Here is a 24730-nt window from a genome sequence, read left to right as displayed (position 1 = left end):
GCTGCGCTCGCCCTGCGGGGCAGCGGCGCGGCGGCGCTGACCCTGGCCCGCGCGGCCACGCGCCACCACTGGCCGCTCGCGCTGGCCGCCGCGGCCACCTCCCGCCGGGCCCGCCGCTGGGTCGGCGGGGCCGCGGCCGCCGACGCCGTCCTCGCCTGGTGGCCGCACCGCGGGGCGGTCGGGCTGCCGCGCTTCGCGGCCGCCCGCCGCCTCGAGGACCTCGCCTACGGAGCCGGGCTGTGGTGGGGGACGGTGCGCGCCCGCGACCCCCGCGCCCTCCTGCCGGCGGCGCCGCCGCCGGTCGGCCCGACGCCCGCGCCGCACCGGGGCTGAGCCGGGACCCGCTGCCTGGTGCATTCACGGGCGAGGGGCCACGATGTGCCCACGATGAGCCCGAGCCCGCGGACGTCGCCATGACGACGGTCAACCCCTGGCTCGCGCTGCCCGAGGGCCGCCCCGACCCCGCCCTCACGCGCCGGCTGCGGGCCGCCCACGAGGCGCTGGTCACCCGCGGCGGGCCGTCCGCCGTCGACCAGGTGCGCGCCGTGGTCTGGGACTCGTGGCGACGCAGCCTGGGCAGCGGCGTCGACCCCGACGGCACCGCGCCGCCGGTCGACCTGCTGGACGACGACCTGCTGGCCTACCGCGCCGCGCACCCGCTCGCCGCCGTGCTCCCGGTGATCCGCCGGCTGCTGGTCGAGGACGCCGAGGCCGACCAGATGATCGTGGCCGTCACCGACGCGGCCGGCCGGATGCTGTGGGTCGAGGGCGACCGGCGGCTGCGCTCCCGGGCCGAGGGGGTGAACTTCGTCGAGGGCGCCCGGTGGTCGGAGGAGGTCGCGGGCACCAACGCCCCCGGCACCGCCCTCGCCGTCGACCACGCCGTCCAGATCTACGGCAGCGAGCACTACCGGCGTCCGGTGCAGAACTGGAGCTGCTCGGCCGCGCCGGTGCACGACCCGGTCACCGGCGTCCTGCTCGGCGCGATCGACGTGACCGGCGGCGACTCCGTCGCCAGCCCGCACGTGCTGACCCTGGTGCGCGCGACGGTGGCCGCCGTCGAGTCGGAGCTGCGCTGGCTGCACCGCGAGCAGGTGTCCAGCCGCCGGCCACCGGCGCAGGCGGCCCGCCCGGTCGCGCCCCGGCTGGAGGTGCTCGGCCGTGAACGGGCCCGCCTGGTGCGGCCCTGCGGCGCCGTCGAGCTGTCGCTGCGGCACTCCGAGCTGCTCCTGCTGCTGGCCGAGGCCGCGGTCACCGGCCGCGGGCGGACCGCCGAGCAGCTGGCCGCCGAGTGCCACGCCGCGGAGGCCGCGCCCGTCACCGTCCGGGCCGAGCTGTCGCGGCTGCGCCGCCTGGTCGGCACCGACCTCGTCGGCTCCCGCCCCTACCGGCTGCTGGGCGCGCTGGACACCGACCTCGACCAGGTGCGCCGCTGCCTCGGTCGCGGCGCCGTGGGCCCGGCGCTCGAGCGCTACGCGGGCGCGGTGCTGCCGCCGTCGTCGGCGCCGGGGGTGGTGGCCGCCCGGCAGCGCGTGTCCGCGCTGCTCCGCCAGTCGGTCCTGGCCAGCCGCCGGCCCGAGCTGCTGCTGCGGTACAGCCGGCTGCCCGAGGCCCAGGACGACGTCGCCGTCTGGCAGACCTGCCTGGAGTGGCTGCCGCCCGGCGCGCCGAGCCGGCCCGGGGTGGCCGCCCACCTGCACCGCCTGCGCCGCACCCCGCGGACGCCGCTGCGCGTCCACTGACGGGGTGGCCGCCCGAGGTCACCCGGCCAGCGCGTCGCTGAACAGCGGAACGGCGTTCTCCAGGGCGTACTCGATGCCGAGCGCGGAGCCGCTGGAGAACGCGCTGACCAGCGTCTCGTCCTCCAGGACGACGGCGTGCCCCTGCTGCACCGACGGCAGGGTCTGCCACAGCGGGCTGCCGGTGATCTCGGCGGGGTCGACGAAGATCGGGAAGACCACGGTCAGCGGCGCGTCGAGCAGCCGGAGCTCCTCGTCGCTGACCGGGATGAAGAAGTTCTCGCCGGCCAGGTCCTGGATCGCCGGCTTGTTGGTGAAGCCGAGCGCCTCCATGAAGTCGACGCGGGCGTCGCCCCGCACGTAGGCGCCGAACCCCTCGGAGGTGTACGCGCCGACGGCGACCTCGGTGCCCTCGAACTGCGGGTTGGCGGCCGCGGTGTCGGCGAACTGCTGCTCGACGTCGGACTGCAGCTGAGCGGCCTCCTCGCTGCGGCCCAGCGCCTCGCCGACCAGCTCCAGCTGCTCCTGCCAGGTGGTCAGGTAGTTGGCGGCTCCCTCGGGCGGGCCGATGGTTGGCGCGATCCCGCTGAGGGCGTCGTAGCGCTCCTGGGTACCCGCGGAGCGGGTGTCGAGGATGAGGTCGGGCTGCAGCGCGGCGATCGCCTCGAGGCTCGGCTCGAGCGTCTCGATGATCTCCGGCGCCTCGTCGTAGCGGCCCTCCGCCCACGGCCCGACGCCCTCGCCGCCGAAGCCCAGCCAGTCGCTGGCGCCCACCGGCTGGACGCCCAGGGCCAGCGCCGTCTCCGCGTCCGACCACCCCAGGGCCACCACGCGGGCCGGCTCCTCGTCGACGGTGACGTCGCCGAACGCCGTCGCCACGGTGACCGGGAAGGCCCCCGAGGACGAGCTCGGCGCGGCCTCGCCGGCGTCCTCGGCGGAGGAGTCGGAGCCGCAGCTGGTGGCGAGGACGGCGACGGCCACGAGGGCGGCGCCGCGCAGGACGGGACGGGATCGCATCGGGACTCCTCGACGGGTAGGGAAGGCTCACCTAACACCGTCGGGCCGGAGTGTGGCGCGCCGGGCCCTCTACCGGCGGGGCTGCAACGGCCCTGCAACGTTCCCCGGGGGCGCGCCTCCGGTGCCCGCCACCCATGACGCTTCCGCGCGAGCGGGAGTCGTACGCCGCTCGACATCCGTGTCCACGGAATCGAGCACCTCTCCGGCGGAGGTAAGTGTGGCCTAAGTCACCAGGACCTTTGCCAGACTCCGCGCAGGTGGCCCTGCGGCCACGTGCCCCTTTGCAGAGAAGCGGAGGACCAGTGACACAGATCAACCTGCGGGTCGACGGGGTGACCTACACCGACGACGTCGAACCCCGGACCCTGCTCGTCCACCACCTGCGGGAACAGCTCGGCAAGGTCGGCACGGTCGTCGGCTGCGACACCAGCAACTGCGGGGCCTGCACCGTGCACCTCGACGGCGTGGCGGTGAAGTCCTGCACGGTGCTCGCCGTCCAGGCCGACGGGAGCGAGGTCACGACCATCGAGGGCGTCACCCAGAACGGGACCCTGCACCCGGTGCAGAAGGCCTTCCACGAGATGCACGGCCTCCAGTGCGGCTTCTGCACGCCCGGGATGATCATGACCTCGATCGACCTGCTCGAGGAGAACCCGGACCCCAGCGAGACCGAGGTCCGCGAGGGCATCGAGGGCAACCTCTGCCGGTGCACCGGCTACCAGAACATCGTCCGAGCCGTGCAGCACGCCGCCGCCGAGATGAGCGGGGCGCAGGCCATCGGGAACGGGCACGTCCGACCGGCCGTCGTCGACACGGCGGCCGCCCCCCACGTAGTGGAGACCCGATGACCGTCACCGAGGACCGCGCCGCGCCCGAGGCCCCGGCCGCCGAGGTCGGGAAGGCTCGCCGGCGCAAGGAGGACGCCCGGCTGATCACCGGCCGGACGACGTGGACCGACAACCTGGTCCTGCCCGGGATGCTGCACCTGGCGGTGGTCCGCAGCCCCGTGGCGCACGCCAAGCTCCGCGGGGTCGACGTCGCCGCCGCGCAGGAGGCCCCCGGCGTGATCGCCGTCCTCACCGGCCGCGACCTCGCCGAGGAGCAGGGCTCCATCCCCTGCGCCTGGCCGGTCACCCCGGACATGGTCAACCCCGGCCACCCCTCGGTCGCCGTCGAGGAGGTCAACCACGTCGGCGAGGCCGTCGCGGTGATCGTGGCCCGCAGCAAGGCCGCCGCCCAGGACGCGGTGGAGCTCGTCGACGTCGACTACGAGCAGCTGCCCGCGGTGCTCGACATGGAGGAGGCGATCGCTCAGGACCCGAGCCTGTGCCACGACCACCTGGACTCCAACCAGAGCTTCCACTTCGTCTTCGACGGGGGTGAGGCCGGCACCGGGTCGGACACGGAGCAGGCGTTCGCCGACGCCGAGGTCGTGGTCAGCCGGCGGTTCGTGCAGCAGCGGCTGATCCCGGCGTTCATGGAGCCCCGCTCGGTCGTCGTCCAGCCGCAGGGCGACAACTACACGGTGTGGTCCTCCACCCAGATCCCGCACATCCTGCGGGTGATGCTGGCGATGGTCACCGCGATCCCCGAGCACAAACTGCGGGTGATCGCGCCCGACGTCGGCGGCGGTTTCGGCGGCAAGCTGCAGGTGACGCCCGAGGAGGTCATCAGCCTGCTGGTGGCCCGCCGGCTCGGGAAGCCGGTCAAGTGGACCGAGACCCGCAGCGAGTCCCTGATGACCGCGCACCACGGCCGCGACCAGATCCAGTACATCGACATCGCCGCCGACCGCGAGGGCAACGTCAAGGGCCTGCGCTGCCGGATCCTCGCCGACATGGGCGCCTACCTGCGGCTGATCAGCCCGGGCATCCCCGTCCTCGGCGCGTTCATGTTCAACGGCATCTACAAGTTCCCGGCCTACCGCTTCGAGTGCCGGGGCATCTTCACCAACAAGGTGCCCACCGACGCCTACCGCGGTGCGGGCCGGCCCGAGGCGACCTTCGCCGTCGAGCGGATCATGGACGAGCTCGCCGTCGAGCTCGACATGGACCCGCTGGAGCTGCGGCGGAAGAACTGGATCAAGGCCGAGGAGTTCCCGTTCACCACGGTGGCCGGGATGACCTACGACAGCGGTGACTACGACACCGCCACGCAGGAGGCGCTCCGCCTCGTCGGCTACGACGAGCTGCGCGCCGAGCAGCGCCGCCGCCGCGAGTCCGGCGACCCGGTGCAGCTGGGCATCGGCTTCTCCACGTTCACCGAGATGTGCGGACTGGCGCCCTCCCGGGTGCTCGGCTCGCTGTCCTACGGCGCCGGCGGCTGGGAGCACGCGTCCATCCGCATGCTGCCCACCGGCAAGGTCGAGGTGGTCACCGGCTCGACGCCGCACGGGCAGGGGCACGAGACGGCGTGGAGCCAGCTGGTCGCCGACCGGCTGGGGGTCCCGTTCGAGGACGTCGAGGTGCTGCACGGCGACACCGCGATCTCCTCCCGGGGCCTGGACACCTACGGCTCCCGCTCGCTGGTGGTGGGCGGCGTCGCCGTCGTCAACGCCGCGGACAAGGTGGTGGCCAAGGCCCGCAGGGTCGCCGCCCACCTGCTGGAGGCCAGTGAGGACGACCTGGAGTTCACCGGCGGGAAGTTCTCCGTCCGCGGCACCCCGGGCTCGGACCTCGGCATCCAGGAGATCGCCCTCGCGACGTTCGCGGCGCACAACTTCCCCGAGGGCGTCGAGCCCTCGATCGACGCGGACGCGACCTACGACCCGGAGAACTTCTCCTTCCCGCACGGCACGCACATCTGCGCGATGGAGGTCGACACCGAGACCGGCATGGCGAAGATCCGCAAGTACGCCTGCGTGGACGACATCGGCACGATCGTCAACCCGCTCATCGTCGAGGGACAGGTCCACGGCGGGCTCGCGCAGGGCATCGCCCAGGCGCTGTACGAGGAGGCGGTGTACGACGCCGACGGCAACCTGACCACCGGCACCTTCGTCGACTACCTCATCCCCTCGGCGGCCGACCTGCCGCACTTCGACACCGGCAACACGGTGCACTCCGCGCCGGGCAACCCGATCGGGGCCAAGGGCGTCGGGGAGGCCGGGTGCATCGCGAGCACCCCCGCCGTGGTCAACGCCGCCCTCGACGCCGTCCGGCACCTGGGGGTCAGCGACATCCGCATGCCGCTGACGCCGGAGCGGGTGTGGCGGGCGATCCACGAGGGCGGGGACGGCGGCAGCCGCGCCAGTGCCCGCACCAACGCCCAGGCCGTGGACGCGGCCGAGGCGCCGGCCGCCTCGTCGCAGGCAGGGAACCCGTGATCCGCCGAGACGACGACGACGACGAAGGAGTCGAGCCATGATCCCCGCTGCGTTCGCCTACGCCCGCCCGACCACCGTCGAGGAGGCCCTGCGGGCCATCGCCGAGGGCGGCGAGGACGTGAAGGTCCTCGCCGGCGGCCAGTCGCTCATCCCGGTCATGCGGTTGCGCCTGGCCGCGCCGGAGACGGTGGTCGACCTGGGCCGGGTCGGGGAGCTGCGCGGCGTCCGGGACGACGGCGACGCGATCGTCATCGGCGCCATGACGACGCACGCCGACGTGCTCCGCGACCCGCTGGTGCGGCAGTTCGCCCCGCTGATCGCCGAGGCGACCGGGACGGTGGCCGACCGGCAGGTCCGCGCCCGCGGCACCTTCGGCGGCGCCCTGGCGCACGCCGACCCGGCCGGTGACCTGCCGGCGGTGGCACTGGCCCTCGACGCCGAGTTCGTGATCGCCGGCCCCGGCGGTGCGCGGCGCACGGTCGCCGCCGCGGACTTCTTCGTCGACTACCTCACCACCGCGCTGGAGGAGGGGGAGCTGCTCGTCGAGGTCCGCGTGCCCAAGCTCGCCGGCGAGTGGGGGATGCGCTACGAGAAGTTCACCCGGGTGGCGCAGGCCTGGCCGATCGTGGCGGTGGCCGCCGTCGTCCGCCGGGAGGACGGGCACATCGCCGAGGCGCGCATCGGGCTCACCAACATGGGCTCGACGCCGCTGCGCGCCCGGGCGGTGGAAGCCGCGCTGGCCGGCGCGGCGGCGAGCCCCGAGGCGGTCGCGGACGCCGCGCGGGCGGCGGCGGAGGGCACCAGCCCCAGCAGCGACCTCAACGCCCAGGCCGACTACCGCCAGCACCTGGCCCAGGTGCTGACTCGCCGGGCGGTGACCGCCGCCGCCGGGTTGTAGCGTCGGCTTCCCCGCCCCGGATCCCGCTCCGTCCCAGCTCGGCCGGTCCGCCCCTCGGGTGGGCCGGCCGAGCCACGCACTCCCAGGAGGTCGCACCGTGCAGTTGGAGAACTCGTTCACCGTCCCCGTGCCCATCGACGAGGCCTGGCGGGTGCTGCTGGACATCGAGCGGATCGCGCCGTGCATGCCCGGCGCGGCGCTGGACTCGGTCACCGGCGACGACTTCACCGGCCGGGTGAAGGTCAAGCTCGGCCCCATCAACCTCACCTACCAGGGCAAGGCCTCGTTCATCGAGAAGGACGAGGCCGCGCACAAGGCGGTCATCGACGGCCGCGGCAAGGACCAGCGCGGCAACGGCACCGCGTCCGCGCTCATCACCGCCCAGCTGAAGGCCGAGGGCGACACCACGCGGGTCGACGTCCTCACCGACCTGAACATCACCGGCCGCCCGGCGCAGTTCGGCCGCGGGGTCATGACCGACGTGGGCAACAAGCTGCTCGGCCAGTTCGCCGACAAGCTCGCCGCCCAGCTCGGTGCCGGCGACCAGCAGGCGGCCGAGCCGGGTCCGGCGGGGAAGGTGGCTGCCACCACCGCCGGGGCCGCGGAGGAGGTCGCCGCCTCCGTCGAGCAGGTCCCCGGGGACGGCCCGATCGCCACGACCGCCCGCACGACGGCGGCCGCGGCGAAGAAGGCTGCCGCGACGGCCACGGACTTGGTGTCGAGCCCCGCCGCCGGGACGGCGGCCCCGGCGACCACCCCGGCCGCGGCGACCACCCCGGCCGCGGCGACCACCCCGGCCGCGGCGACCACCCCGGCCGTGGCCGGCACGACCACCCCGGCCGGCCCGGCCGCGACGCCGGCCAGCACCCCGGCGCGGTCCAGCGCGCCGGCCGAGCCCGAGCCGATCGACCTGCTCGAGGTGGCCGGCGGTGCGGCTATGGCCCGTTACGCCAAGCCGGCGGCGGGCGTCGCGGTCCTGGTCCTGCTGGTCAGCTGGCTGCTCCGGCGCCGCCGGCGCTGAGCTGCTGCTGGGCGGGGCCGCCGGGGGACGCAGGACGTCACCCGGCGACCCCGCCCAGCCCGTCCATCGCGGCGGCGGCCACGACGTCGGGGTTGGCCGTGAGCGCGTGGTCGCCGGGGACGCCGTAGAGCGAGGCCCCCGCCTGGCCGGCGAGCACCGCGGCCAGCTCCTCGGGGCGGCCCATGGCGTCCCGCTCGCCCTGGACCACCACCAGCGGCACCCCGACCGCGGTCAGCTCCGCGGCCCGGCTGCGCTCCGGCCGGCCGGGCGGGTACAGGGGGAAGGCGAGGCAGAGCACCGCCGCGGCCTGCTGCTCGGCCGCTGTCCGGCAGGCCACGCGCGCCCCGGCGCTGCGGCCGCCGAGCACGAGGGGTCCGGTGAGCCGGCCGCCGTCGCGCAGGCCGGTGAGCACCGCGGCCCAGCCCTCGTCGAGCCGGGGCGGAGCCGGGGCGATCCGCCTGCCGGCCACCCGCCAGGGCTGCTCGACGCGCAGCACTCGCCAGCCCGCCGCGGCCGCCGCCGTCGTCACGGCGACCAGGTCCGCCGACCCGATCCCCCCGCCCGCGCCGTGCCCGAGCACCAGCGTCGCGGACACGCCGTCCGGCGGCTCCGTGGCGGTGACGCGGGCGGGGCCGTGCGGGGTGGGCAGCAGCTCGATCACGCGGTGGGCAGCGCCAGCAGCGCGTCGACCGCGCCGGCCAGGTCGCCGGCGACCAGCGCGGCCGGGTCGTACACCGCCGGGTAGGCGCGCTCGCTGCGCGGGAACCAGGCGCCGGACAGGCCGGCCCGCAGGGCGCCGTGCACGTCCCAGGCGTGCGCCGCGACCAGGGCCATGCGCTCCGGGGGGACGTCGCAGACGCCGGCGGCCCACAGGTAGACCGCCGGGGCCGGCTTCCACGCGCGGATCACCTCGCTGGACAGCGACCGCTGCACCAGCGGGGTCACCCCGCCGCGCTCCAGCCCGGCCTCGGCGACGCCGGGCGAGCCGTGGGTCAGCGTGACCACCCGGACGCCTGCTGCGGTCAGCCGGCGCAGCGCGGGCTCGACGTCGGGGTGCGGCACCAGCTCGAGGAAGGTGTCGGCGACGCGCGCGCGGTCGGCGGGGCTGAGGTCGCAGGCCTGGGCGAGCGCGGCGTCGAAGGCGTCCCGGAAGCGGCACCAGGTGCCGGCCGCCGCGGTGGCGAAGCCGGTGAGCAGCGTGCGGGCGAAGACGGTGGACAGCAGGTCGGCCGGCTGGTCGAGCTCGACCAGGCGCGCCCGCACGGGCGCCAGGTCCAGCAGGGTCTCGTTGACGTCGAAGGCGACGACCTCGGGCCGGACGAGGGTCATGCGGCGGGGCCGGCGTCGCGACCGGCCGCCCGCTGGCGCCGGTGCCGGCGGACGTCCTTGGCGCGCTTGTAGACCAGCCAGCCCAGACCGAGGACGACGGCGGCGACGACCGCGTAGTCCAGGTACTTCAGGTTCTCCCGCACGAAGTCGCCGGCCGCGACGCCCAGGCCGATGAGCACGCTGTTCCAGATCAGGCTGCCGCCGGTGGTGAACAGCAGGAACTGGCCGAACGGCATCCGGACGACGCCCGCGGGCACCGAGATGAAGCTGCGCACGATCGGCACCATGCGGCCGAAGAACACCGCCGAGCGCCCGTGCCGCTCGAACCAGGCGAAGGTCCGGTCGACGTCCTCGGTCTCCACCAGCGGCAGCCGGTCGAGGAAGGCGTGCGAGCGGCGGGGGCCCAGTGCCCGCCCGACGTAGTAGAAGAAGATCGCGCCGAGCACCGACCCGAGCGTGGCGAAGAGCACCACCGGGACGATCGACATGCGGCCCTCGTTGATCAGCACCCCCGCCGCTCCGAGCACGGCCTCGCTCGGGATGGGCGGGACCACGGTCTCGAGCAGGATGCTCAGCCCCACGCCGATCGGCCCGAGCTTCTCGACCAGGTCGAGGAGGAAGCCGGTGATCCCGCCTTCGTCGGATGCGGCGGCGGCGAGGAACGACATGCGCCCCACGGTAAACGCCGACCCTGCGGCCCGCGGGTAGCTTGCCCAGACATGCGCCAGCGCTTCACCGCCCGGGCCGTGGTCGTGGGGGACCGGGTGGGCACCGTGGTCCCCGACGCGGTGGTCGACGTCACCGACGGCCGGATCGACTGGGTGGGCACCGCCGCCGACGCCCCGCCGGCCGGGGACGCCGAGGTCACCGCGGTCCCCGGGCTGCTGGTGCCGGGGCTGGTGAACACCCACTCGCACGCGCCGATGGTGCTGCTCCGCGGCCAGGCCGAGGGGCGGCCGCTGGAGCGCTGGCTGCGCGAGGTCATCTGGCCGCGGGAGGCCCGGCTCACCCCCGACGACATCGAGGTGGCGATGGCCGCGGCCTCGGCGGAGATGCTCCGCGGCGGCGTGACCACGAGCGTCGAGATGTACTTCGCCCCCGAGCGGATCGCCGCCGCGGTCGGCCGGACCGGCGCGCGGGCGGTGGTGGCCACACCGCTCATCCCGCTGCCGAGCCTGCCCCCGCTGGCCGAGCAGCTGCGCGACGCCGTCGCGCTGGCCGCCCGGGCGCCCGGGGACGGCACCGTGGAGTACGGGATCGGACCGCACGCGGCCTACACGCTGCCCCTCCCGGTGCTGCGCGACGCGGCCGCGGCCGCCCGCGAGGACGGGCTGCTGCTGCACGTGCACGTCGCCGAGACGCGGGGAGAGGGCGCCGACCTGCTGGCCACGCACGGGCTGTCGGTCCCGGCGCTGCTCGCCGCCCACGACGTGCTGGGCGGCCGGGTGCTGGCCGCGCACGGCGTGCACCTCGACGACGGCGACCTGGCGCTGTTCCACGAGTACGACGTCGCGGTCGCCCACTGCCCGGCCAGCAACGCGAAGCTGGCCAGCGGGATCGCGCCGGTCCGGGCCATGCTCGACGCCGGGCTGCGCGTCGGTCTGGGCACCGACGGGCCGGCGTCCAACGACGGGCTGGACCTGCTGGCCGACGTCCGGCTGGCCGCCCAGCTGGCCCGGCTGCGCGAGGGGTCGGCGACCGCCCTGACCGCCGCGGAGGCGTTCTGGCTGGCCACCGGCGGCGGCGCCGACGCGATCGGCCGGCCCGACCTGGGCCAGGTGGCGGCCGGGCGCCGCGCCGACCTCGTCCACGTCGACACCCGCGACCTGCTGTTCGAGCCGGTGATCGACCCCAGCGACCTGCTGACCCACCTGGTGTGGTCGGGCAGCTCGCGCCTGGTCCGCGACACCTGGGTCGGCGGGCGTCAGGTCGTGCGCGACGGCGCCTGCACCACGGTGGACGCCGAGGCGCTGCGGGCCGACGTCGCCGAGCGCGCGCGGCGGCTCGCGGCGGCCTGAGCCCCGGTCAGTCGAGCACGGCGACCGCCTCGACCTCGATCAGCAGGTCCGGCTCGCCGAGGGCAGCGACGCCGAGCAGGGTGGTCGGGCGCACCGGGTCGCCCTGGATCGCCGCGGCGGCCCGGGTGACGCCGGCGCCGAGGTCGGCGAGCTTCTCGGGCGACCAGTCGACGACGTACACCGTCAGCTTGGCCACGTCGTCGAACGTGGCCCCGACCGCCGCGAGGGCGGTGCCGACGTTCCGGTAGGCCTGCTCGACCTGCGCCGCGAGGTCCCCCGTCCCGACCGGGCGGCCCTCGGCGTCCCGGGCGACCTGGCCGGCCAGGTAGACCGTCCGGCTCCCCGAGGCCACGGCCATGTGCCGGTACATCTGCGGGGCCAGCAGGCCCGCCGGGTCGATCAGCTCCACGCTCATCTCGTCCTCCTTCGTCCGTTGCATGACAGTGCTATGTATAGCGCTGCTATGGCATTCTGGGCAAGTGCCACGGACCGCCTCTCCTGCCGTACGCGCCGCGCTCGTCGAGCGGGCGGCCGAGATGCTGGCGCGGCGGGAGCCGGTGACGCTGCGCGCGCTGGTCGAGGGCACCGGCGCGTCGACGATGGCCGTCTACACGCACTTCGGCGGGATGCCCGGGCTGTGGCGGGCGGTGCGCCAGGAGGGCTTCACCCGGCTGGCCGCGCGGCTCACGACCGTCGCGACCGGCGACGATGCGGTCGAGGACCTGGCGGCCCTGGGCGCGGTCTACGTGGCCAACGCCCTGGCCCGCCCGGCCCTCTACCGCGCGATGTTCGACGCCGCGGCCGACCTGGAGGACCCGGCGGCTGCCGATGCCACCTTCGGGACGCTGGTGGCCTGTGCCGCCCGCGCCCGCGACAGCGGGCGGTTCGCCGCGGACAGCGACCCGGCGGCCGTCGCGACGCGGGTCTGGGTGGCCGGGCACGGGCTGACGACGCTGGTGCTCACCGGGGCGCTCCCGGCCGAGGCGCTGGACGCGCACGCCCCCGCGATGGTCACCGCGCTGTGCGTCGCCGCCGGTGACGACCCGGAGCGGGCCGCCGCCTCGGTGCGGGCGGGCTGGGCCGCCGGGGGGCGGTCGTCCGCGGGAGGGCCGGGGTCAGGCGCGCAGCGAGATCGTCTCGCCACGGACGACGGCGCGGATCTCCCCGGGCGCCCGCCGCTCGGCGACCTCCCGGACGAAGTCGCCGAGCGGTGAGGAGAAGCGGTCGTAGTCGTCGTAGTGCACCGGCACCGTGACCGGCGGCTTCAGCAGCTCGACCAGGTCGGCGCCCTGCCGGCCGTCCATCGTGACGGTGATCCCGAGCGCCTTGGTGCCGCCCAGGTGCGGGATGACGACGTCGAGCGGGCCGCAGCGCTGCAGCACCTCGCCGAGCCACGGCCGGAACAGCGTGTCGCCGCTGATGTAGCCCCGCCAGCTGACCTCCCCGCCCCGGAGCAGCTCGAGCACGCTGCCCATCACCGGCGGCAGGACCCTCGCCAGCGGTCCCGGGCCGTGGACGCCGGGCACCGAGGTGATCCGCAGCGTCTCGCCGTCCCGGGTGAGTTCGTGCCGCTGCCAGGGGCGCAGGTCGAGGGTCTCGCGGAACCCCCGCCGGCCCAGCGACTCGGCCGCCGCCGGGGTAGTCACGACCGGCGTGCCCTTGTCCAGGGTGCGGGTGGCGATGCGGTCCCAGTGGTCGGCGTGCAGGTGCGACAGCAGGATCGCGTCCAGCGCCGGCAGCTGGGTGGGCAGGATCGCGGGGTCGGTCAGCCGCTTGGTCCACAGGCCCTTGCCGAGGTAGGCGCGCTGCCCGCGGCGGAGGAAGTTCGGATCGGTGAGCAGCGTGAAGCCGCCGATCCGCAGCAGGGTGGTGGCGTTCCCGCCGAAGGTGAGCGTGACGTCGTCGGCCGGCCGGGGCGGCGGAGAGACCATGCCCGCGACTACCCGTCTCCCCGGGCGGGAACGCCGGTTCCCGCGAAAACCGACGGGGGCGGCACGGCGGTTGTCGCGAAAACCGACGGGGGCGCGGCACGGCGGTTGTCGCGAGAACCGACGGGGGCGGCACGGCGGTTGTCGCAAAAACCGACGGGGAGGGGACGGCGGTTGTCGCGAAAACCGACGGGGAGTGGGGGTCGGACCCGGCTGGTAGACAGGGGCCGTGGCTGCCTCCCGCGACGTGGACGCGTCCTTCCTCGCCCTCCCGCTCGGCGCGCTGACCGATGCGGCGCTCACCCGCGCGATCGCCCTCGGCTGCGAGCACGCCGACCTGCGGGTCGAGCGGATCCGCACCCAGACGATCAGCCTGCGCGACGCCCGCCTGGAGGCGCTCGCCGACGGCGAGGACCTCGGCCTGGCGGTCCGGGTGGTGCACGAGGGCACCTGGGGGTTCGCGGCGGGCGTCGTCCTGACCGCGGCCGAGGCGGTCCGGCTGGCCGAGGAGGCGGTCGCCGTGGCCAAGGTGTCGGCGGCGGTGAACAGCGACCGCGTGGAGCTCGCCCCCGAGCCGGTGTACGCCGACGCGGTCTGGGTGTCCGACTACGACGTGGACCCCTTCACGGTCCCCGACGCCGAGAAGACCGGTCTCCTCACCGAGTTCTCCGAGCGGCTGCTGGCCGCCGACGGCGTGGAGCACGTCCAGACCAGCTGCATGCTGGTCAAGGAGCAGAAGTACTACGCCGACACCTCCGGCACCCGCACGAGGCAGCAGCGGGTGCGGGTCAACCCCGACGTCACCGCGCTCACCGTCGACCGGGCCACCGGCGCCTTCGAGAGCATGCGCACCCTGGCCCCGCCGGCCGGCCGCGGCTGGGAGTACCTCACCGGCACCGGCTGGGACTGGCGCGCCGAGCTGGCCGAGATCCCGGAGCTGCTGCGGGAGAAGACCAAGGCCCCGACGGTCCAGGCCGGCCGGTACGACCTCGTCGTCGACCCGTCGAACCTGTGGCTGACCATCCACGAGTCGGTCGGCCACGCCACCGAGCTGGACCGGGCGCTGGGCTACGAGGCGGCCTACGCGGGCACCTCCTTCGCCACCGTCGACCAGCTCGGCTCGCTGCGGTACGGCTCGGCGCTGATGAACGTCACCGGCGACCGCACCGCCGCCCACGGGCTGTCCTCCATCGGCTGGGACGACGAGGGCGTGGCCGGCCAGCAGTGGGACATCGTCCGCGACGGCGTGCTGGTCGGCTACCAGGTCGACCGCAACACCGCCCGCCTCGGCGGCATGGCGCGCTCCAACGGCTGCGCGTTCGCCGACTCCCCGCGGCACGTGCCGGTGCAGCGCATGGCCAACGTGTCGCTGCAGCCCGCACCCGACGGCCCCTCGACCGAGGAGGTCATCGCCGGGGTCGAGCGCGGCATCTACGTCGTCGGCGACAAGAGCTGGTCGATCGACATGCAGCGCTACAACTTCCAGTTCACCGGGCAGCGCTTCTACCGGATCGAGAGCGGCCGGCTGGCCGGGCAGCTGCGGGACGTCGCCTACCAGGCGACGACGACGGACTTCTGGGGCTCGATGGCGGTCGTGGGCGGCCCGCAGACCCACGTGCTCGGGGGCGCCTTCAACTGCGGCAAGGCCCAGCCCGGCCAGGTCGCCCCGGTGAGCCACGGCTGCCCGACCGCGCTGTTCGAGAACGTGACGATCCTCAACACCGTGCAGGAGGCCGGCCGGTGACCTACCCGACCCCGCAGGACGTCGTCGAGAAGGCGCTGGCGGCCTCGTCCGCCGACGGCCAGGTCGCCTTCGTCGTCGAGAGCTCCGAGGCCAACCTCCGCTGGGCGTCCAACAGCCTGACCACCAACGGCGCCATGCGCTCCCGGCAGGTCGTGGTCGTCTCCTTCGTCGACGGTGGCGCCGGGATGGCCGCCGGCACCGTGGCGCGCACCGGCAGCCCGGACGTCGCGGAGCTGGTCGCGGCCAGCGAGCAGGCCGCGCGCGACGCCGGCCCCGCGAAGGACGCCATGCCGCTGGTCGCCGAGACGCCGCCGGGCGCCGGGGACTGGGACGCCGAGCCCGCGGAGACCTCGATCGGCGTCTTCGCCGACTTCGCGCCCGCCCTCGGGCAGGCCTTCGGCGAGGCCCGGAACCGGGACGAGCTGCTGTTCGGCTACGCCGAGCACGCGATGGAGACCACCTACCTGGGCACCTCGACCGGCCTGCGGCTGCGGCACGACCAGCCCACCGGGCGGGTCGAGCTCAACGGGAAGAGCTCCGACATGGGGCGCTCGGTGTGGGCCGGCACCGGCACCCGTGACTTCGCCGACGTCTCGGTGGAGGCGCTGGCCGGCGAGGTGGCCCGCAAGCTCGGCTGGTCCCGACGCCGGGTGGAGCTGCCCGCCGGGCGGTACGAGACGCTGCTGCCGCCGTCCACCGTCAGCGACCTGATGATCTACGCCTACTGGACGATGGAGGCCCGCGACGCCGACGAGGGCCGCAACGTCTACGCCAAGCGCGGCGGGGGCAACCGGATCGGCGAGCGTCTGGCCGCGCTGCCGCTGACCCTGCGCAGCGACCCGTTCGAGCCCGGCCTGGAGACCAGCCCCTTCGCGGTCGTCAGCGGCTCCTCCGGCGCGGCCTCGGTGTTCGACAACGGCATGGCCACCCCGGCGGTCGACTGGATCTCCGGCGGCGTCCTCACCAACCTGATCCGGCCGCGGGCCTGGGCGCTGAAGACCACCGCGCCGGCCACGGCGGCCGTCGACAACCTCGTCCTCGAGCTGCCCGGCGCGACGGCGACGCAGGACGAGATGGTGGCCGCCACCGACCGCGGCCTGCTGCTCACCACGCTCTGGTACATCCGGGAGGTCGATCCGCAGACGCTGCTGCTGACCGGCCTGACCCGCGACGGCGTGTTCCTGGTCGAGGGCGGCGAGGTCGTCGGCGCGGTGAACAACTTCCGGTTCAACGAGTCCCCGGTCGACCTGCTGACCCGGATGACCGAGGTGGGCCGCACCGAGCGCACCCTGCCCCGCGAGTGGAACGACTGGTTCACCCGGGCCGCCATGCCGCCGGTGCGGGTGCCGGACTTCAACATGAGCAGCGTCTCCCCCGCGAGCTGAGCCGACGAGGCGCGGGCACGGCACCCGGCCCGCCGGACGGCGCGCCGGTGCTCCGACGCGCCGACACAGCACGACTGTCAGTGGTCGTGTGCCAACCGTTCCGTCACAGTGTTGTCGGATCGTGACCGTGACGGTGCGCGAACATGCCAATACCGTGAGTGCTACCGGGTTGGCCGCACGGACCGTGGTCCTGAGCAGCACCACCCCGCACAACGACTGAGACGTGGACCGGCGGAACCGCTCGCCCGGCCACAGAGGGCCCGCGCGCCAGCGGGCCGGTGAGGGGGAGGTCCCGTGACCCGGAGCTCTAAGCCGTCGGTGTTCCAGATCGGCCAGGTCTGGGACGACGGGCACGCCGTCGTCGTCTCGGGCTGGGGCCTGGGGCTGTGCGCCGCGGCCTGCACCTGCCACCGGCACCCCGACGTCGGGCACCTCGCGATCGCCGAGGACCAGGCCCGGGGCCTGCTCGGCCTGGTCAGCCACCGCGAGGGTGGCTGCGACTGCTGCGAGCCGTGGACCGCCGACGAGCTCGGCGCCATCGTCCGCGACCTGGGGATGGTCGCCCACCTCGACGCCCAGGAGCCCCTCGCCGGCTGAAGGAGGACCCCACCGCTCGTGGGCTCGCGGCGGGGGGCCTGCACGGAGCCGCCGCCTCCGGTTGCCGGGGCTGTCCGCCTGGGTAGGGCCGGTCCCATGCTGGGACGAGCTGCCCTCCGCGGTGCCGTGGCCGGACTCGCCGGCACCGCCGCGATGACGCTGGCCGAGAAGGTCGAGCAGTCGGTGACCCACCGCCCGGACTCCTACGTGCCCGGGCGCACGCTCACCGCCCTGACCACCCGCCGCCGGCTGCCCGGGGCGGCCCACCCGCTGGTGCGCAACCACCTCATGCACTGGGGGACCGGTGCGCTCGTCGGCGCCCTCCGCGGCGTGTGGGCCGCCAGCGGGCTGCGCGGCTGGCGCGCCTCCGCCTGGCACACCTCCGTCCGGCTGGCCACCGACCAGACCCTGGAGAACGCGACCGGCGTCGGCGCCCCGCCCTGGACGTGGTCCCGCACGGACCAGGTCGTCGACCTCGGCGGCAAGGCCGTCTACTCGTTCGTCACCGGTGCCGTGGCCGACCGGCTCGTCCCGCTGGCGGCGGACCGCACGCCGTCCGGGTCCGCGCCCCCTCGCCGCCGCTGACCCGCCGGCCCCGACCGCCCGGCGTCCCTCGCGTACCCCACCCGTCCGACCGTTCCCGCGCCCCGCGGGACTCCTGACGCCCGCTGGGGCCCGTGGGACGGATGAGGGCCCCGGACCGCCGTCGGCTCCGCGCGTCCTCGCGTACCCCTCGAGACGGCGTCCCTACCGTGCGTGCTGACGCGCTAGGGAACACCGCCCGGACGGGGAGCGGGGCGCGGCGAGGGGAGGCCGACCATGCAGCGCAACGGGACGACGAGCCGACGCTGGTCCGGCGCCACGCTGGCGGTCGCGGCCGCCGTCGCCGTGGTGCTCAGCCCCGCGACCGCCACCGCCGCGCCGACCACCCCGCCGGCCCCCGCCGCCCCGCCGGCCCCCGCACCGCCGGCTACCGCGGCCGACGCCTCCCGGCTCGTCGCCGAGGCCGGTCAGCAGCTGACCGCGCTCGACGAGCAGGTCCACGCCGCCCAGGTGACCGTCGCCGAGCAGCAGCAGCTCGCGGCCGTCGCCGCGCAGACCGCCGACCAGGCCCAGACCGCCCTCGACGCCTACGCGCCGCAGCTGGCGGCCATCGCGCAGGGCGCCCACACCACGCAGTCCCGGATGGCGGCCTTCCTCACCGGCTCCTCGGCCGAGGACGTCGTCCAGCAGATGACCACCCTCGACCTCATCGCCAGCCACACCGAGGGCCTGCTCGCCGAGGTCTCGATCGCGGAGCGGACGGCGCAGGAGGCCCGGACCGCCGCCGACGCCGCGGCCGCCCAGGCCACCGCCGGGCTGGCCGAGCTGGAGCGCCAGCAGGCCGAGGTGCGCAGCCGGGTCGCGGCCTACGAGGCCGACTTCGACCGGCTCACCGCCGCCGAGCAGGCCGCCGTCACCACCCGGCTGGCCGGCCCGTCGCTCGCCGCGCCGTCCACCGCCGCCGTCGTCGCCGCGGCACCCAGCGACCAGGTCGCGGCCGCGCTGGAGAAGGCGCTCGCCCAGATCGGCGACGCCTACGTCTGGGGCGGGACCGGACCCGACGGCTTCGACTGCTCGGGGCTCACGAGCTTCGCCTACGCCGCGGCCGGCGTGGCGCTGCCGCACTCGAGCCGGGCGCAGTCCCGGATGGGCGTGGCCGTCGACCGCAGCGCCCTCCAGCCCGGTGACCTGGTCTTCTTCGGCTCCCCCGTCTACCACGTGGGCATCTACGTCGGCGACGGCAAGATGGTGCACGCCCGCACCTTCGGTCAGCCGGTCGCGGTGACCAGCGTCGACCAGGGCGACTACGCCGGCGCCCGCCGCGTCCTCGGCCAGTAGGGCGGGCCTCCTCCCTCAGTGGAGCCGGCCGCCCTCGGCGAGCAGCTGCACCAGCGCCGCGATCCGCCGCGCGCGGGTGGCGGGCGTGGCCGCCGTGGTGACCCGGTGGAGGACGGCGTAGCGGTTGCGCCCGTCCAGCGACGCGAACTGCTCCTGGGCCGCCGGGCTGGCGGCCAGCGCGGCGGCGAGGTCGTCGGGGACGGTCGCCGTCGCCGGCCCCGCGTAGGCCCGCTCCCAGCGCCCGTCGGCCCGGGCCGCCTCGACCGCGGCCAGCCCGGCGGGCCGCATCCGGCCGGCGGCGGTGAGCGCCTCGACCGCCGCCACGTTCTTCTGCGACCAGATGCTGCGCGGCCGGCGCGGGGTGATCCGCTGCAGGTAGAACCGCTCGTCCAGCCGGTTGGAGCGGCCGTCGATCCAGCCGAAGCACAGCGCCGACTCCACGAGCTCGGCGTAGGTCACCGACGGCACCCCCGCGTCCTTCTTGGCCAGCTTCACGTACAGGCCCGGCGCGGAGCCGTGCTCGGCCTCCAGCCACTCCTCCAGGGCCGCCTGGTCGGGGAACGCCAGCACCGGCAGGTCGGTCGGGAGCGTCACGGCGGGCATCGTCCCCGGCCTGGGGCCCGGCGTCCAGGCCGGGTGCACGCGGCCGTAGCGTGCCGGGCGGACGGCGACCCGAGGAGGTCCAGGGTGAACGGCGAGGTTCCTGCATCGGTGCAGGGCATCTACGACGAGGTGCTGCGGCGCAACCGCGGCGAGACCGAGTTCCTCCAGGCGGTGCAGGAGGTGCTCGAGTCGCTGGCCGTCGTGCTGGACCGGCACAGCGAGTACACCGAGATGAAGACCATCCAGCGCATCTGCGAGCCGGAGCGGCAGGTCATCTTCCGGGTCCCGTGGCAGGACGACCGCGGCGAGGTGCACATCAACCGCGGCTTCCGGGTGGAGTTCAACTCCGCCCTGGGCCCCTACAAGGGCGGCCTGCGCTTCCACCCCTCGGTGAACCTGGGGATCGTCAAGTTCCTCGGCTTCGAGCAGGTGTTCAAGAACGCGCTGACCGGCATGCCCATCGGCGGCGGCAAGGGTGGCTCCGACTTCGACCCCAAGGGCCGGTCCGACGCGGAGATCATGCGCTTCTGCCAGTCCTTCATGACCGAGCTGTACCGGCACCTGGGCGAGTACACCGACGTGCCGGCCGGCGACATCGGCGTCGGGGCCCGCGAGATCGGCTACCTGTTCGGCCAGTACAAGCGGATCACCAACCGCTACGAGTCCGGTGTGATCACCGGCAAGGGGCTGGGCTGGGGCGGCGCGCTGGTGCGGACGGAGGCCACTGGCTACGGGGCCGCGTTCTTCGCCGAGGCGATGATGGAGGCGGCGGGGGAGTCCTTCGACGGCAAGCGGGTCACCGTCAGCGGCTCGGGGAACGTCGCCGTCTACGGCGTGGAGAAGGTGCACCAGCTCGGTGGCACCGCCGTCGCCTGCTCGGACTCCAGCGGCTACGTCGTCGACGAGAAGGGCATCGACCTCGAGGTGCTCAAGCAGGTCAAGGAGGTCGAGCGGGGCCGGGTCGCCGACTACGCCGACCGGGTGGCCTCGGCGAGCTTCGTGCCCGACGGCAGCATCTGGGACGTCCCGTGCGACGTCGCGATGCCCAGCGCGACGCAGAACGAGCTGGACGGCGACGCGGCCGAGGTCCTGGCCCGCAACGGCTGCCGGTACGTCGTCGAGGGGGCCAACATGCCGGCCACGCCGGACGCGGTCCGGGTGTTCCGCAGGGCCGGCATCGCCTTCGCGCCGGGGAAGGCGGCCAACGCCGGCGGGGTGGCCACCTCGGCGCTGGAGATGCAGCAGAACGCCTCGCGCGACCGCTGGACCTTCGAGCACACCGAGGCCCGGCTGGAGGAGATCATGCGAGACATCCACGCCCGCTGCTCCGCCACGGCCGCGGAGTACGGCTCGCCCGGTGACCTGGTCCTCGGCGCGAACGTCGCGGGCTTCCTCGAGGTGGCGGAGGCGGTGCACGCGCACGGCCTGGTGTGACCCCGGGGTCAAGCGTCCTTGACAGGAGCGGCGGTCGCTGGTGGACTGCCGCTGTGTCAAGCTCACTTGTCAGCACGCGGTCGGCCGGTGCCGGGCGTCACGTCGCCGCGGTGCTCCTGGGGCTGCTGGTCGCGGCCGCGATCGGCCTGCTCGCCGGCGCACTCGGGGAGGACGGCCGGTTCTGGACCCGCGTCGTGGTCTTCGCGGCCGCCACCGTGGGTCCGGGCTACGGCCTGGCCTGGCTGCTCCTGCTCTCCGGGAGCGCCGGTCCCGAGCCGGTCGCCCGGCCGGAGGAGACCGTCGAGCACCAGTGGTGGCACCGCAGCGCGTCGGCCGCCTTCGTCGACGTGGTGACCGTCGCCGGCGTGGGGACGGCGGCGCTGGCCGTCACCGGCCTCGAGGTGGACGCGACGACGGCGCTGGCCCTGCTGCTCGTCCTGGCCCTGGCCGACGTCGGCACCCGCCTGGCCGTGCTGCGCCGGCGGGACGCCTGACCCCGGCCGTGCGCAACGACCTGGCCGAGCGGCGGGCGACCCGCGGCTGGTCGCAGGGGCGCCTGGCCGAGGAGCTCGGCGTCTCCCGGCAGACGGTGATCTCGCTGGAGAAGGGCCGGTTCGACCCCAGCCTGCCGCTGGCCTTCCGCATCGCCGCGCTCTTCGACTGCCGCATCGAGGACGTCTTCAGCCCCGCCGATGGGGCAAGCTGAGCCCGTGAGTGCCCAGCGAGACGACGTCCGGGCGGCGGAGCTGTACGTCGCCGACCTCGAGCCCCATCCGGGCGGCCGCGTGCAGCGGACGCTGCGGGTGGCCGGTGCCTTCCTCTCCGAGCTGGTCAGCGGCCTGCTCCCGGCGCCGACGGTGAGCGACGTCGTGGTGCGACGGCGCGCCGACGGCGCCGAGGCGCTGCGGGTGCCGGCCGCGGACCCGGTGCTGCCCGGTGACCTGCTGCGCTTCGTCCGCGAGCAGCTGGACTCGATGGACGCCGAGGCGTTCCTCGCCGAGTGGGGCGAGCCGGCCTAGACCTCGCCGCGCAGCACCTCGGCGGCCTGGGCCAGCGCGCGCATCTTGCCGGCGGCCGACTCCCGGGGCAGGTACTTGAGCCCGCAGTCGCTGGAGAGCACCAGCCGCTCGACGTCGACGTCGTCCAGCGCGCGGCGCACCCGGTCGGCGATCACCTCGGGCGTCTCCACCTCGGGGGTGGACAGGTCGAGCACGCCGAGCGCGATGCCCTTGCCCCGCAGCGGGCGCAGCTGCGCCGGGTCCAGGTGCGACTGGGCGGTCTCCACCGACACGGTGTCGACCGGGGTGTCGGCCAGCTCCGGCAGGAACGAGTAGCCCTCGGGGCGCTCGGAGACCATCGCCGCGTAGCCGAAGCACAGGTGCAGGTGCACCGGCCCCGCCGCGCCCTCGACGGCCCGCGTCACCGCCTCCGCGCCGTACTGGCGGGCCACCTCGGGGCGCGCCTGCAGCCACGGCTCGTCGATCTGCACGATGTCGGCGCCGGCGGCGAACAGGTCGGCGATCTCGGCCCGCACCACCTCGGCGTAGGCCATCGCCAGCGCCCGCCCGTCGCCGTAGTGCTCGTCCTGCGACTGCTGCGCCATCGTGAACGGCCCCGGCACGGTGATCTTCACGGTGCGGTCGCTGACCGCCCGCAGGAAGCGGACGTCGCGCGCCTGCACCGGCTGCGGACGGCGGATCTCGCCCACCACGCGCGGCACCGGGATCGGCTTGCCGGAGCGGTTGATGACCGACCCCGGCTGGTCGACGTCCACGCCCTCCAGCGCGGTGGCGAAGTGGTTGGAGTAGGACTCCCGGCGCTGCTCGCCGTCGGTGACGATGTCGAGCCCCGCGGTCTCCTGGGACCGGACGGCGAGCCGGGTGGCGTCGTCCTGGGCCTCCTCGAGCAGCTCCGGCGCCACCCGCCACAGCTCGCGCGCGCGCACCCGCGGCGGCGTCTGGTGGGCGAGCTTGTCGTGGTCGAGGAGCCAGCCGGGCTGCGGGAGGCTCCCGACGACCGAGGTGGGCAGGGGCGGGAGCGTCAGGGCCATGCGCTGATCCTGCCGTGCGCTCGACCGGTGCGCGCACGGCCCTCCTGTGCTGTGCTGACCGGCGTGGCGGAGAACTACATCGCGCAGCTGGACTTCGGCGCCCCCAAGATCGACGAGGACGCCTTCGTCGCGCCGACGGCCGTGGTCGTCGGCGCCGTGACCATGGGGCCACGGTCGAGCATCTGGTACGGCGCGGTCGCCCGGGCCGACCACGAGGTGATCGAGATCGGCGAGGGCTCGAACATCCAGGACGGCTGCACCCTGCACTCCGACCCCGGGTCCCCCCTGGTCATCGGCCGCGGGGTGACCGTGGGGCACAACGTGGTGCTGCACGGCGCCCTCGTGGACGACGACGTGCTGGTGGGGATGGGCAGCGTCGTGATGAACGGCGCCCACATCGGCTCCGGGTCGATCGTCGCCGCGGGCGCGGTGGTCACCCAGGGCACCGAGGTGCCGCCGGGGTCGCTGGTCGCGGGCATCCCCGCCAAGGTGATCCGCCAGGCCACCGAGGACGACCTGGCGCACATCCGCGGCAACGCGGCCAGCTACACCGAGCGGCTGCCCGCGGCCCGCCGGGTCCGGCCGGTCGTCCGCCAGCCGCTGCCGCCGGCCGGGCTGACCCCCGGCGACGCCATGGACTGAGTCTCAGTCAGCGAGGAGCTCGCGGACCAGGGCGCCGACGGCGTCGAGCTCGATGAGGAAGCCGTCGTGGCCGTACGGCGAGGGGATCACCCGCAGCGGGACGCCGAGCGCGTCGGCCACCTGGTGCTGCAGGGCCAGCGGGTAGAGCCGGTCGCTGTCCACCCCGGCCACCACCGCCCGCGCGGTCACCCGGGCCAGCGCCGCCGGGGTGCCGCCGCGGCCGCGGCCGACGTCCCAGGTGTTCATGGCCTCGGTCAGGACGACGTAGCTGCCGGCGTCGAAGCGGCCGGCCAGCTTGTCGGCGTGGTGGTCGAGGTAGGAGGCCACGGCGAACCGGCCGTCGCCCTGCACGGCGGTGCCGAAGCGCTGCTGCAGCTCGTCGGCGCTGCGGTAGGTCAGGTGCGCGATCCGGCGGGCCACCCCGAGCCCGCCCACCGGCCCGGGGCCGGGCAGGTAGTCCCCGCCGGCCCACGCCGGGTCGGTGCGGACGGCGGCCTGCTGGGTGGTCTGCGTGCCGATCTGGTCGGCGGTGGCCGCGGCGCCCGAGGCGAGGAAGAACAGCGCCTCGACCCGCTCGGGCAGGGCGACCGCCCACTCCAGCGCGCGCATGCCGCCCATCGAGCCGCCGAGCACCGCCGTCCACCGGCCGACGCCGAGGGCGTCGGCCAGGGCCGCCTCCACCCGCACCTGGTCGCCCACCGTGACGGCGGGGAAGCGGGACCCCCACGCGGCGCCGTCCGGAGCGGCCGAGGACGGGCCGGTCGTGCCCTGGCAGCCGCCGAGCACGTTGGCGCAGACGACGAACAGCCGGTCGGTGTCCAGCGGCGCCCCCGGCCCGACCAGCCCCGCCCACCAGCCCGGCGTCGGGTGCCCGGGCCCGGCGGGGCCGGTGACGTGGCTGTCGCCGGTGAGCGCGTGCTCGACGAGGACGGCGTTGCCGCCGCCGGGCGCCGGCGTCCCCCAGGTCTCGTAGGCGACCCGCACGGCCGGCAGCGACCCGCCCAGCTCGAGCCCGAACGGCCCGGGCAGGTCGAGGAACCGCCGGTCGCCGACCGGATCCCCCTCACGCCAGCCGCCGGGCCGGGGCGGGGCCCAGGGGGCGACCCGGGCCCCGCCCAC

Annotated in this window: 26 protein-coding genes and 1 pseudogene; 18 read left to right on the top strand and 9 right to left on the bottom strand. The window is 75.3% G+C overall.

All coding sequences use genetic code 11. The features are described from left to right. Positions 1-333 (top strand): annotated as a pseudogene (locus tag PGN05_RS19215) (mycofactocin system glycosyltransferase); the annotation flags it as partial. A gap of 80 nt (positions 334-413) precedes the next feature. Then, complete coding sequence (locus PGN05_RS19210) at positions 414-1742, top strand: phytochrome sensor protein (RefSeq protein ID WP_419754173.1); 1329 nt, start codon at positions 414-416, stop codon at positions 1740-1742. 18 nt (positions 1743-1760) lie between these two features. On the opposite strand, the gene PGN05_RS19205 is transcribed toward PGN05_RS19210, so the two are convergent. Next, the gene (locus PGN05_RS19205; RefSeq protein WP_419754172.1) at positions 1761-2756 is read right to left on the bottom strand and encodes an iron-siderophore ABC transporter substrate-binding protein; all 996 of its coding nucleotides are present in this window, start codon (positions 2754-2756) and stop codon (positions 1761-1763) included. 302 nt (positions 2757-3058) lie between these two features. Between PGN05_RS19205 and PGN05_RS19200 the strand changes: the two genes are divergently transcribed. From PGN05_RS19200 to PGN05_RS19185, 4 genes are all read left to right on the top strand, one after another. Then, positions 3059-3604, top strand: coding sequence for a (2Fe-2S)-binding protein (locus PGN05_RS19200; RefSeq protein ID WP_419754171.1), 546 nt, complete (start codon positions 3059-3061; stop codon positions 3602-3604). Further along, positions 3601-6081 (top strand): xanthine dehydrogenase family protein molybdopterin-binding subunit, encoded by a 2481-nt coding sequence (locus PGN05_RS19195; protein ID WP_419754170.1) that lies wholly within the window; start codon positions 3601-3603, stop codon positions 6079-6081. The genes PGN05_RS19200 and PGN05_RS19195 overlap by 4 nt, the downstream gene beginning before the upstream one ends. 37 nt (positions 6082-6118) lie before the next feature. Next, entirely contained in the window at positions 6119-6979 is an 861-nt protein-coding gene (locus tag PGN05_RS19190; protein ID WP_419754169.1) for an FAD binding domain-containing protein, read from the top strand. Between the two features lie 97 nt (positions 6980-7076). Then, a complete protein-coding gene (locus PGN05_RS19185) occupies positions 7077-8000 on the top strand; it encodes an SRPBCC family protein (RefSeq protein ID WP_419754168.1) in 924 nt (307 codons plus the stop codon). A 37-nt stretch (positions 8001-8037) separates the two neighbouring features. Here the strand turns inward: PGN05_RS19185 and PGN05_RS19180 are convergent, their stop codons facing one another. The 3 genes from PGN05_RS19180 to PGN05_RS19170 are packed head-to-tail and all read right to left on the bottom strand — an operon-like array spanning position 8038 to position 9997. Continuing rightward, complete coding sequence (locus PGN05_RS19180) at positions 8038-8661, bottom strand: alpha/beta family hydrolase (protein ID WP_419754167.1); 624 nt, start codon at positions 8659-8661, stop codon at positions 8038-8040. Continuing rightward, entirely contained in the window at positions 8658-9329 is a 672-nt protein-coding gene (locus PGN05_RS19175; RefSeq protein WP_419754166.1) for an HAD-IA family hydrolase, read from the bottom strand. Before PGN05_RS19175 ends, PGN05_RS19180 begins: the two co-directional genes overlap by 4 nt. Beyond that, positions 9326-9997: a DedA family protein gene (locus PGN05_RS19170; RefSeq protein ID WP_419754165.1), complete on the bottom strand. Its 672-nt coding sequence runs from the start codon at positions 9995-9997 to the stop codon at positions 9326-9328. Before PGN05_RS19170 ends, PGN05_RS19175 begins: the two co-directional genes overlap by 4 nt. A 51-nt stretch (positions 9998-10048) precedes the next feature. Here PGN05_RS19170 and PGN05_RS19165 point away from each other — a divergent pair, with 51 nt between their 5' ends. Continuing rightward, positions 10049-11347 carry an amidohydrolase family protein gene (locus tag PGN05_RS19165; RefSeq protein WP_419754164.1) on the top strand — a complete coding sequence of 433 codons (1299 nt, stop codon included), beginning with the start codon at positions 10049-10051 and terminating at the stop codon, positions 11345-11347. Between the two features lie 7 nt (positions 11348-11354). Here PGN05_RS19165 and PGN05_RS19160 read toward each other — a convergent pair whose 3' ends face one another. Beyond that, entirely contained in the window at positions 11355-11786 is a 432-nt protein-coding gene (locus tag PGN05_RS19160) for a RidA family protein (RefSeq protein WP_419754163.1), read from the bottom strand. A gap of 40 nt (positions 11787-11826) precedes the next feature. On the opposite strand from PGN05_RS19160, the gene PGN05_RS19155 reads away from it, so the two are divergent. Then, positions 11827-12561: a TetR/AcrR family transcriptional regulator gene (locus tag PGN05_RS19155; protein ID WP_419754162.1), complete on the top strand. Its 735-nt coding sequence runs from the start codon at positions 11827-11829 to the stop codon at positions 12559-12561. Here PGN05_RS19155 and PGN05_RS19150 read toward each other — a convergent pair. Beyond that, on the bottom strand, positions 12463-13278 hold the full coding sequence (locus tag PGN05_RS19150) for an MBL fold metallo-hydrolase (protein ID WP_419754161.1): 816 nt from the start codon (positions 13276-13278) through the stop codon (positions 12463-12465). The genes PGN05_RS19155 and PGN05_RS19150 overlap by 99 nt on opposite strands. 226 nt (positions 13279-13504) lie before the next feature. Here PGN05_RS19150 and PGN05_RS19145 point away from each other — a divergent pair, with 226 nt between their 5' ends. The 5 genes from PGN05_RS19145 to PGN05_RS19125 all read left to right on the top strand — a co-directional run bounded on the left by PGN05_RS19145 (position 13505) and on the right by PGN05_RS19125 (position 18882). Next, entirely contained in the window at positions 13505-15019 is a 1515-nt protein-coding gene (locus tag PGN05_RS19145; RefSeq protein ID WP_419754160.1) for a TldD/PmbA family protein, read from the top strand. Then, positions 15016-16404 (top strand): metallopeptidase TldD-related protein, encoded by a 1389-nt coding sequence (locus tag PGN05_RS19140; RefSeq protein ID WP_419754159.1) that lies wholly within the window; start codon positions 15016-15018, stop codon positions 16402-16404. The genes PGN05_RS19145 and PGN05_RS19140 overlap by 4 nt, the downstream gene beginning before the upstream one ends. Before the next feature lie 294 nt (positions 16405-16698). Next, a complete protein-coding gene (locus tag PGN05_RS19135; RefSeq protein WP_419754158.1) occupies positions 16699-17001 on the top strand; it encodes a hypothetical protein in 303 nt (100 codons plus the stop codon). A gap of 96 nt (positions 17002-17097) precedes the next feature. Further along, positions 17098-17586, top strand: a complete 489-nt coding sequence (locus tag PGN05_RS19130; protein ID WP_419754157.1) for a hypothetical protein — start codon at positions 17098-17100, stop codon at positions 17584-17586. Between the two features lie 234 nt (positions 17587-17820). Continuing rightward, positions 17821-18882, top strand: coding sequence for a C40 family peptidase (locus PGN05_RS19125; RefSeq protein ID WP_419754156.1), 1062 nt, complete (start codon positions 17821-17823; stop codon positions 18880-18882). Between the two features lie 15 nt (positions 18883-18897). Here the strand turns inward: PGN05_RS19125 and PGN05_RS19120 are convergent, their stop codons facing one another. Next, positions 18898-19476 (bottom strand): YdeI/OmpD-associated family protein, encoded by a 579-nt coding sequence (locus tag PGN05_RS19120; protein WP_419754155.1) that lies wholly within the window; start codon positions 19474-19476, stop codon positions 18898-18900. Between the two features lie 93 nt (positions 19477-19569). Between PGN05_RS19120 and gdhA the strand changes: the two genes are divergently transcribed. The 4 genes from gdhA to PGN05_RS19100 all read left to right on the top strand — a co-directional run bounded on the left by gdhA (position 19570) and on the right by PGN05_RS19100 (position 21938). Beyond that, entirely contained in the window at positions 19570-20919 is a 1350-nt protein-coding gene (gdhA, locus tag PGN05_RS19115; RefSeq protein ID WP_419754154.1) for an NADP-specific glutamate dehydrogenase, read from the top strand. A gap of 110 nt (positions 20920-21029) precedes the next feature. Then, positions 21030-21413: a hypothetical protein gene (locus PGN05_RS19110; protein WP_419754153.1), complete on the top strand. Its 384-nt coding sequence runs from the start codon at positions 21030-21032 to the stop codon at positions 21411-21413. An 8-nt stretch (positions 21414-21421) separates the two neighbouring features. Then, complete coding sequence (locus PGN05_RS19105) at positions 21422-21625, top strand: helix-turn-helix transcriptional regulator (protein WP_419754152.1); 204 nt, start codon at positions 21422-21424, stop codon at positions 21623-21625. Positions 21626-21629: 4 nt separating this feature from the next. Beyond that, positions 21630-21938 carry a hypothetical protein gene (locus tag PGN05_RS19100; RefSeq protein WP_419754151.1) on the top strand — a complete coding sequence of 103 codons (309 nt, stop codon included), beginning with the start codon at positions 21630-21632 and terminating at the stop codon, positions 21936-21938. Here the strand turns inward: PGN05_RS19100 and PGN05_RS19095 are convergent. Further along, positions 21935-22969, bottom strand: coding sequence for a uroporphyrinogen decarboxylase family protein (locus PGN05_RS19095; RefSeq protein WP_419754150.1), 1035 nt, complete (start codon positions 22967-22969; stop codon positions 21935-21937). The two genes, PGN05_RS19100 and PGN05_RS19095, sit on opposite strands and share 4 nt — an antisense overlap. A 63-nt stretch (positions 22970-23032) precedes the next feature. Between PGN05_RS19095 and PGN05_RS19090 the strand changes: the two genes are divergently transcribed. Then, entirely contained in the window at positions 23033-23611 is a 579-nt protein-coding gene (locus tag PGN05_RS19090; protein WP_419754149.1) for a gamma carbonic anhydrase family protein, read from the top strand. Positions 23612-23614: 3 nt separating this feature from the next. Here the strand turns inward: PGN05_RS19090 and metX are convergent, their stop codons facing one another. After that, positions 23615-24730: a homoserine O-acetyltransferase MetX gene (gene metX / locus PGN05_RS19085; RefSeq protein WP_419754148.1), complete on the bottom strand. Its 1116-nt coding sequence runs from the start codon at positions 24728-24730 to the stop codon at positions 23615-23617.

Source organism: Geodermatophilus sp. CPCC 206100 (assembly GCF_048569675.1).
Lineage (GTDB): Bacteria > Actinomycetota > Actinomycetes > Mycobacteriales > Geodermatophilaceae > Geodermatophilus.
This window is presented reverse-complemented; position numbering and strand designations above follow the sequence as displayed.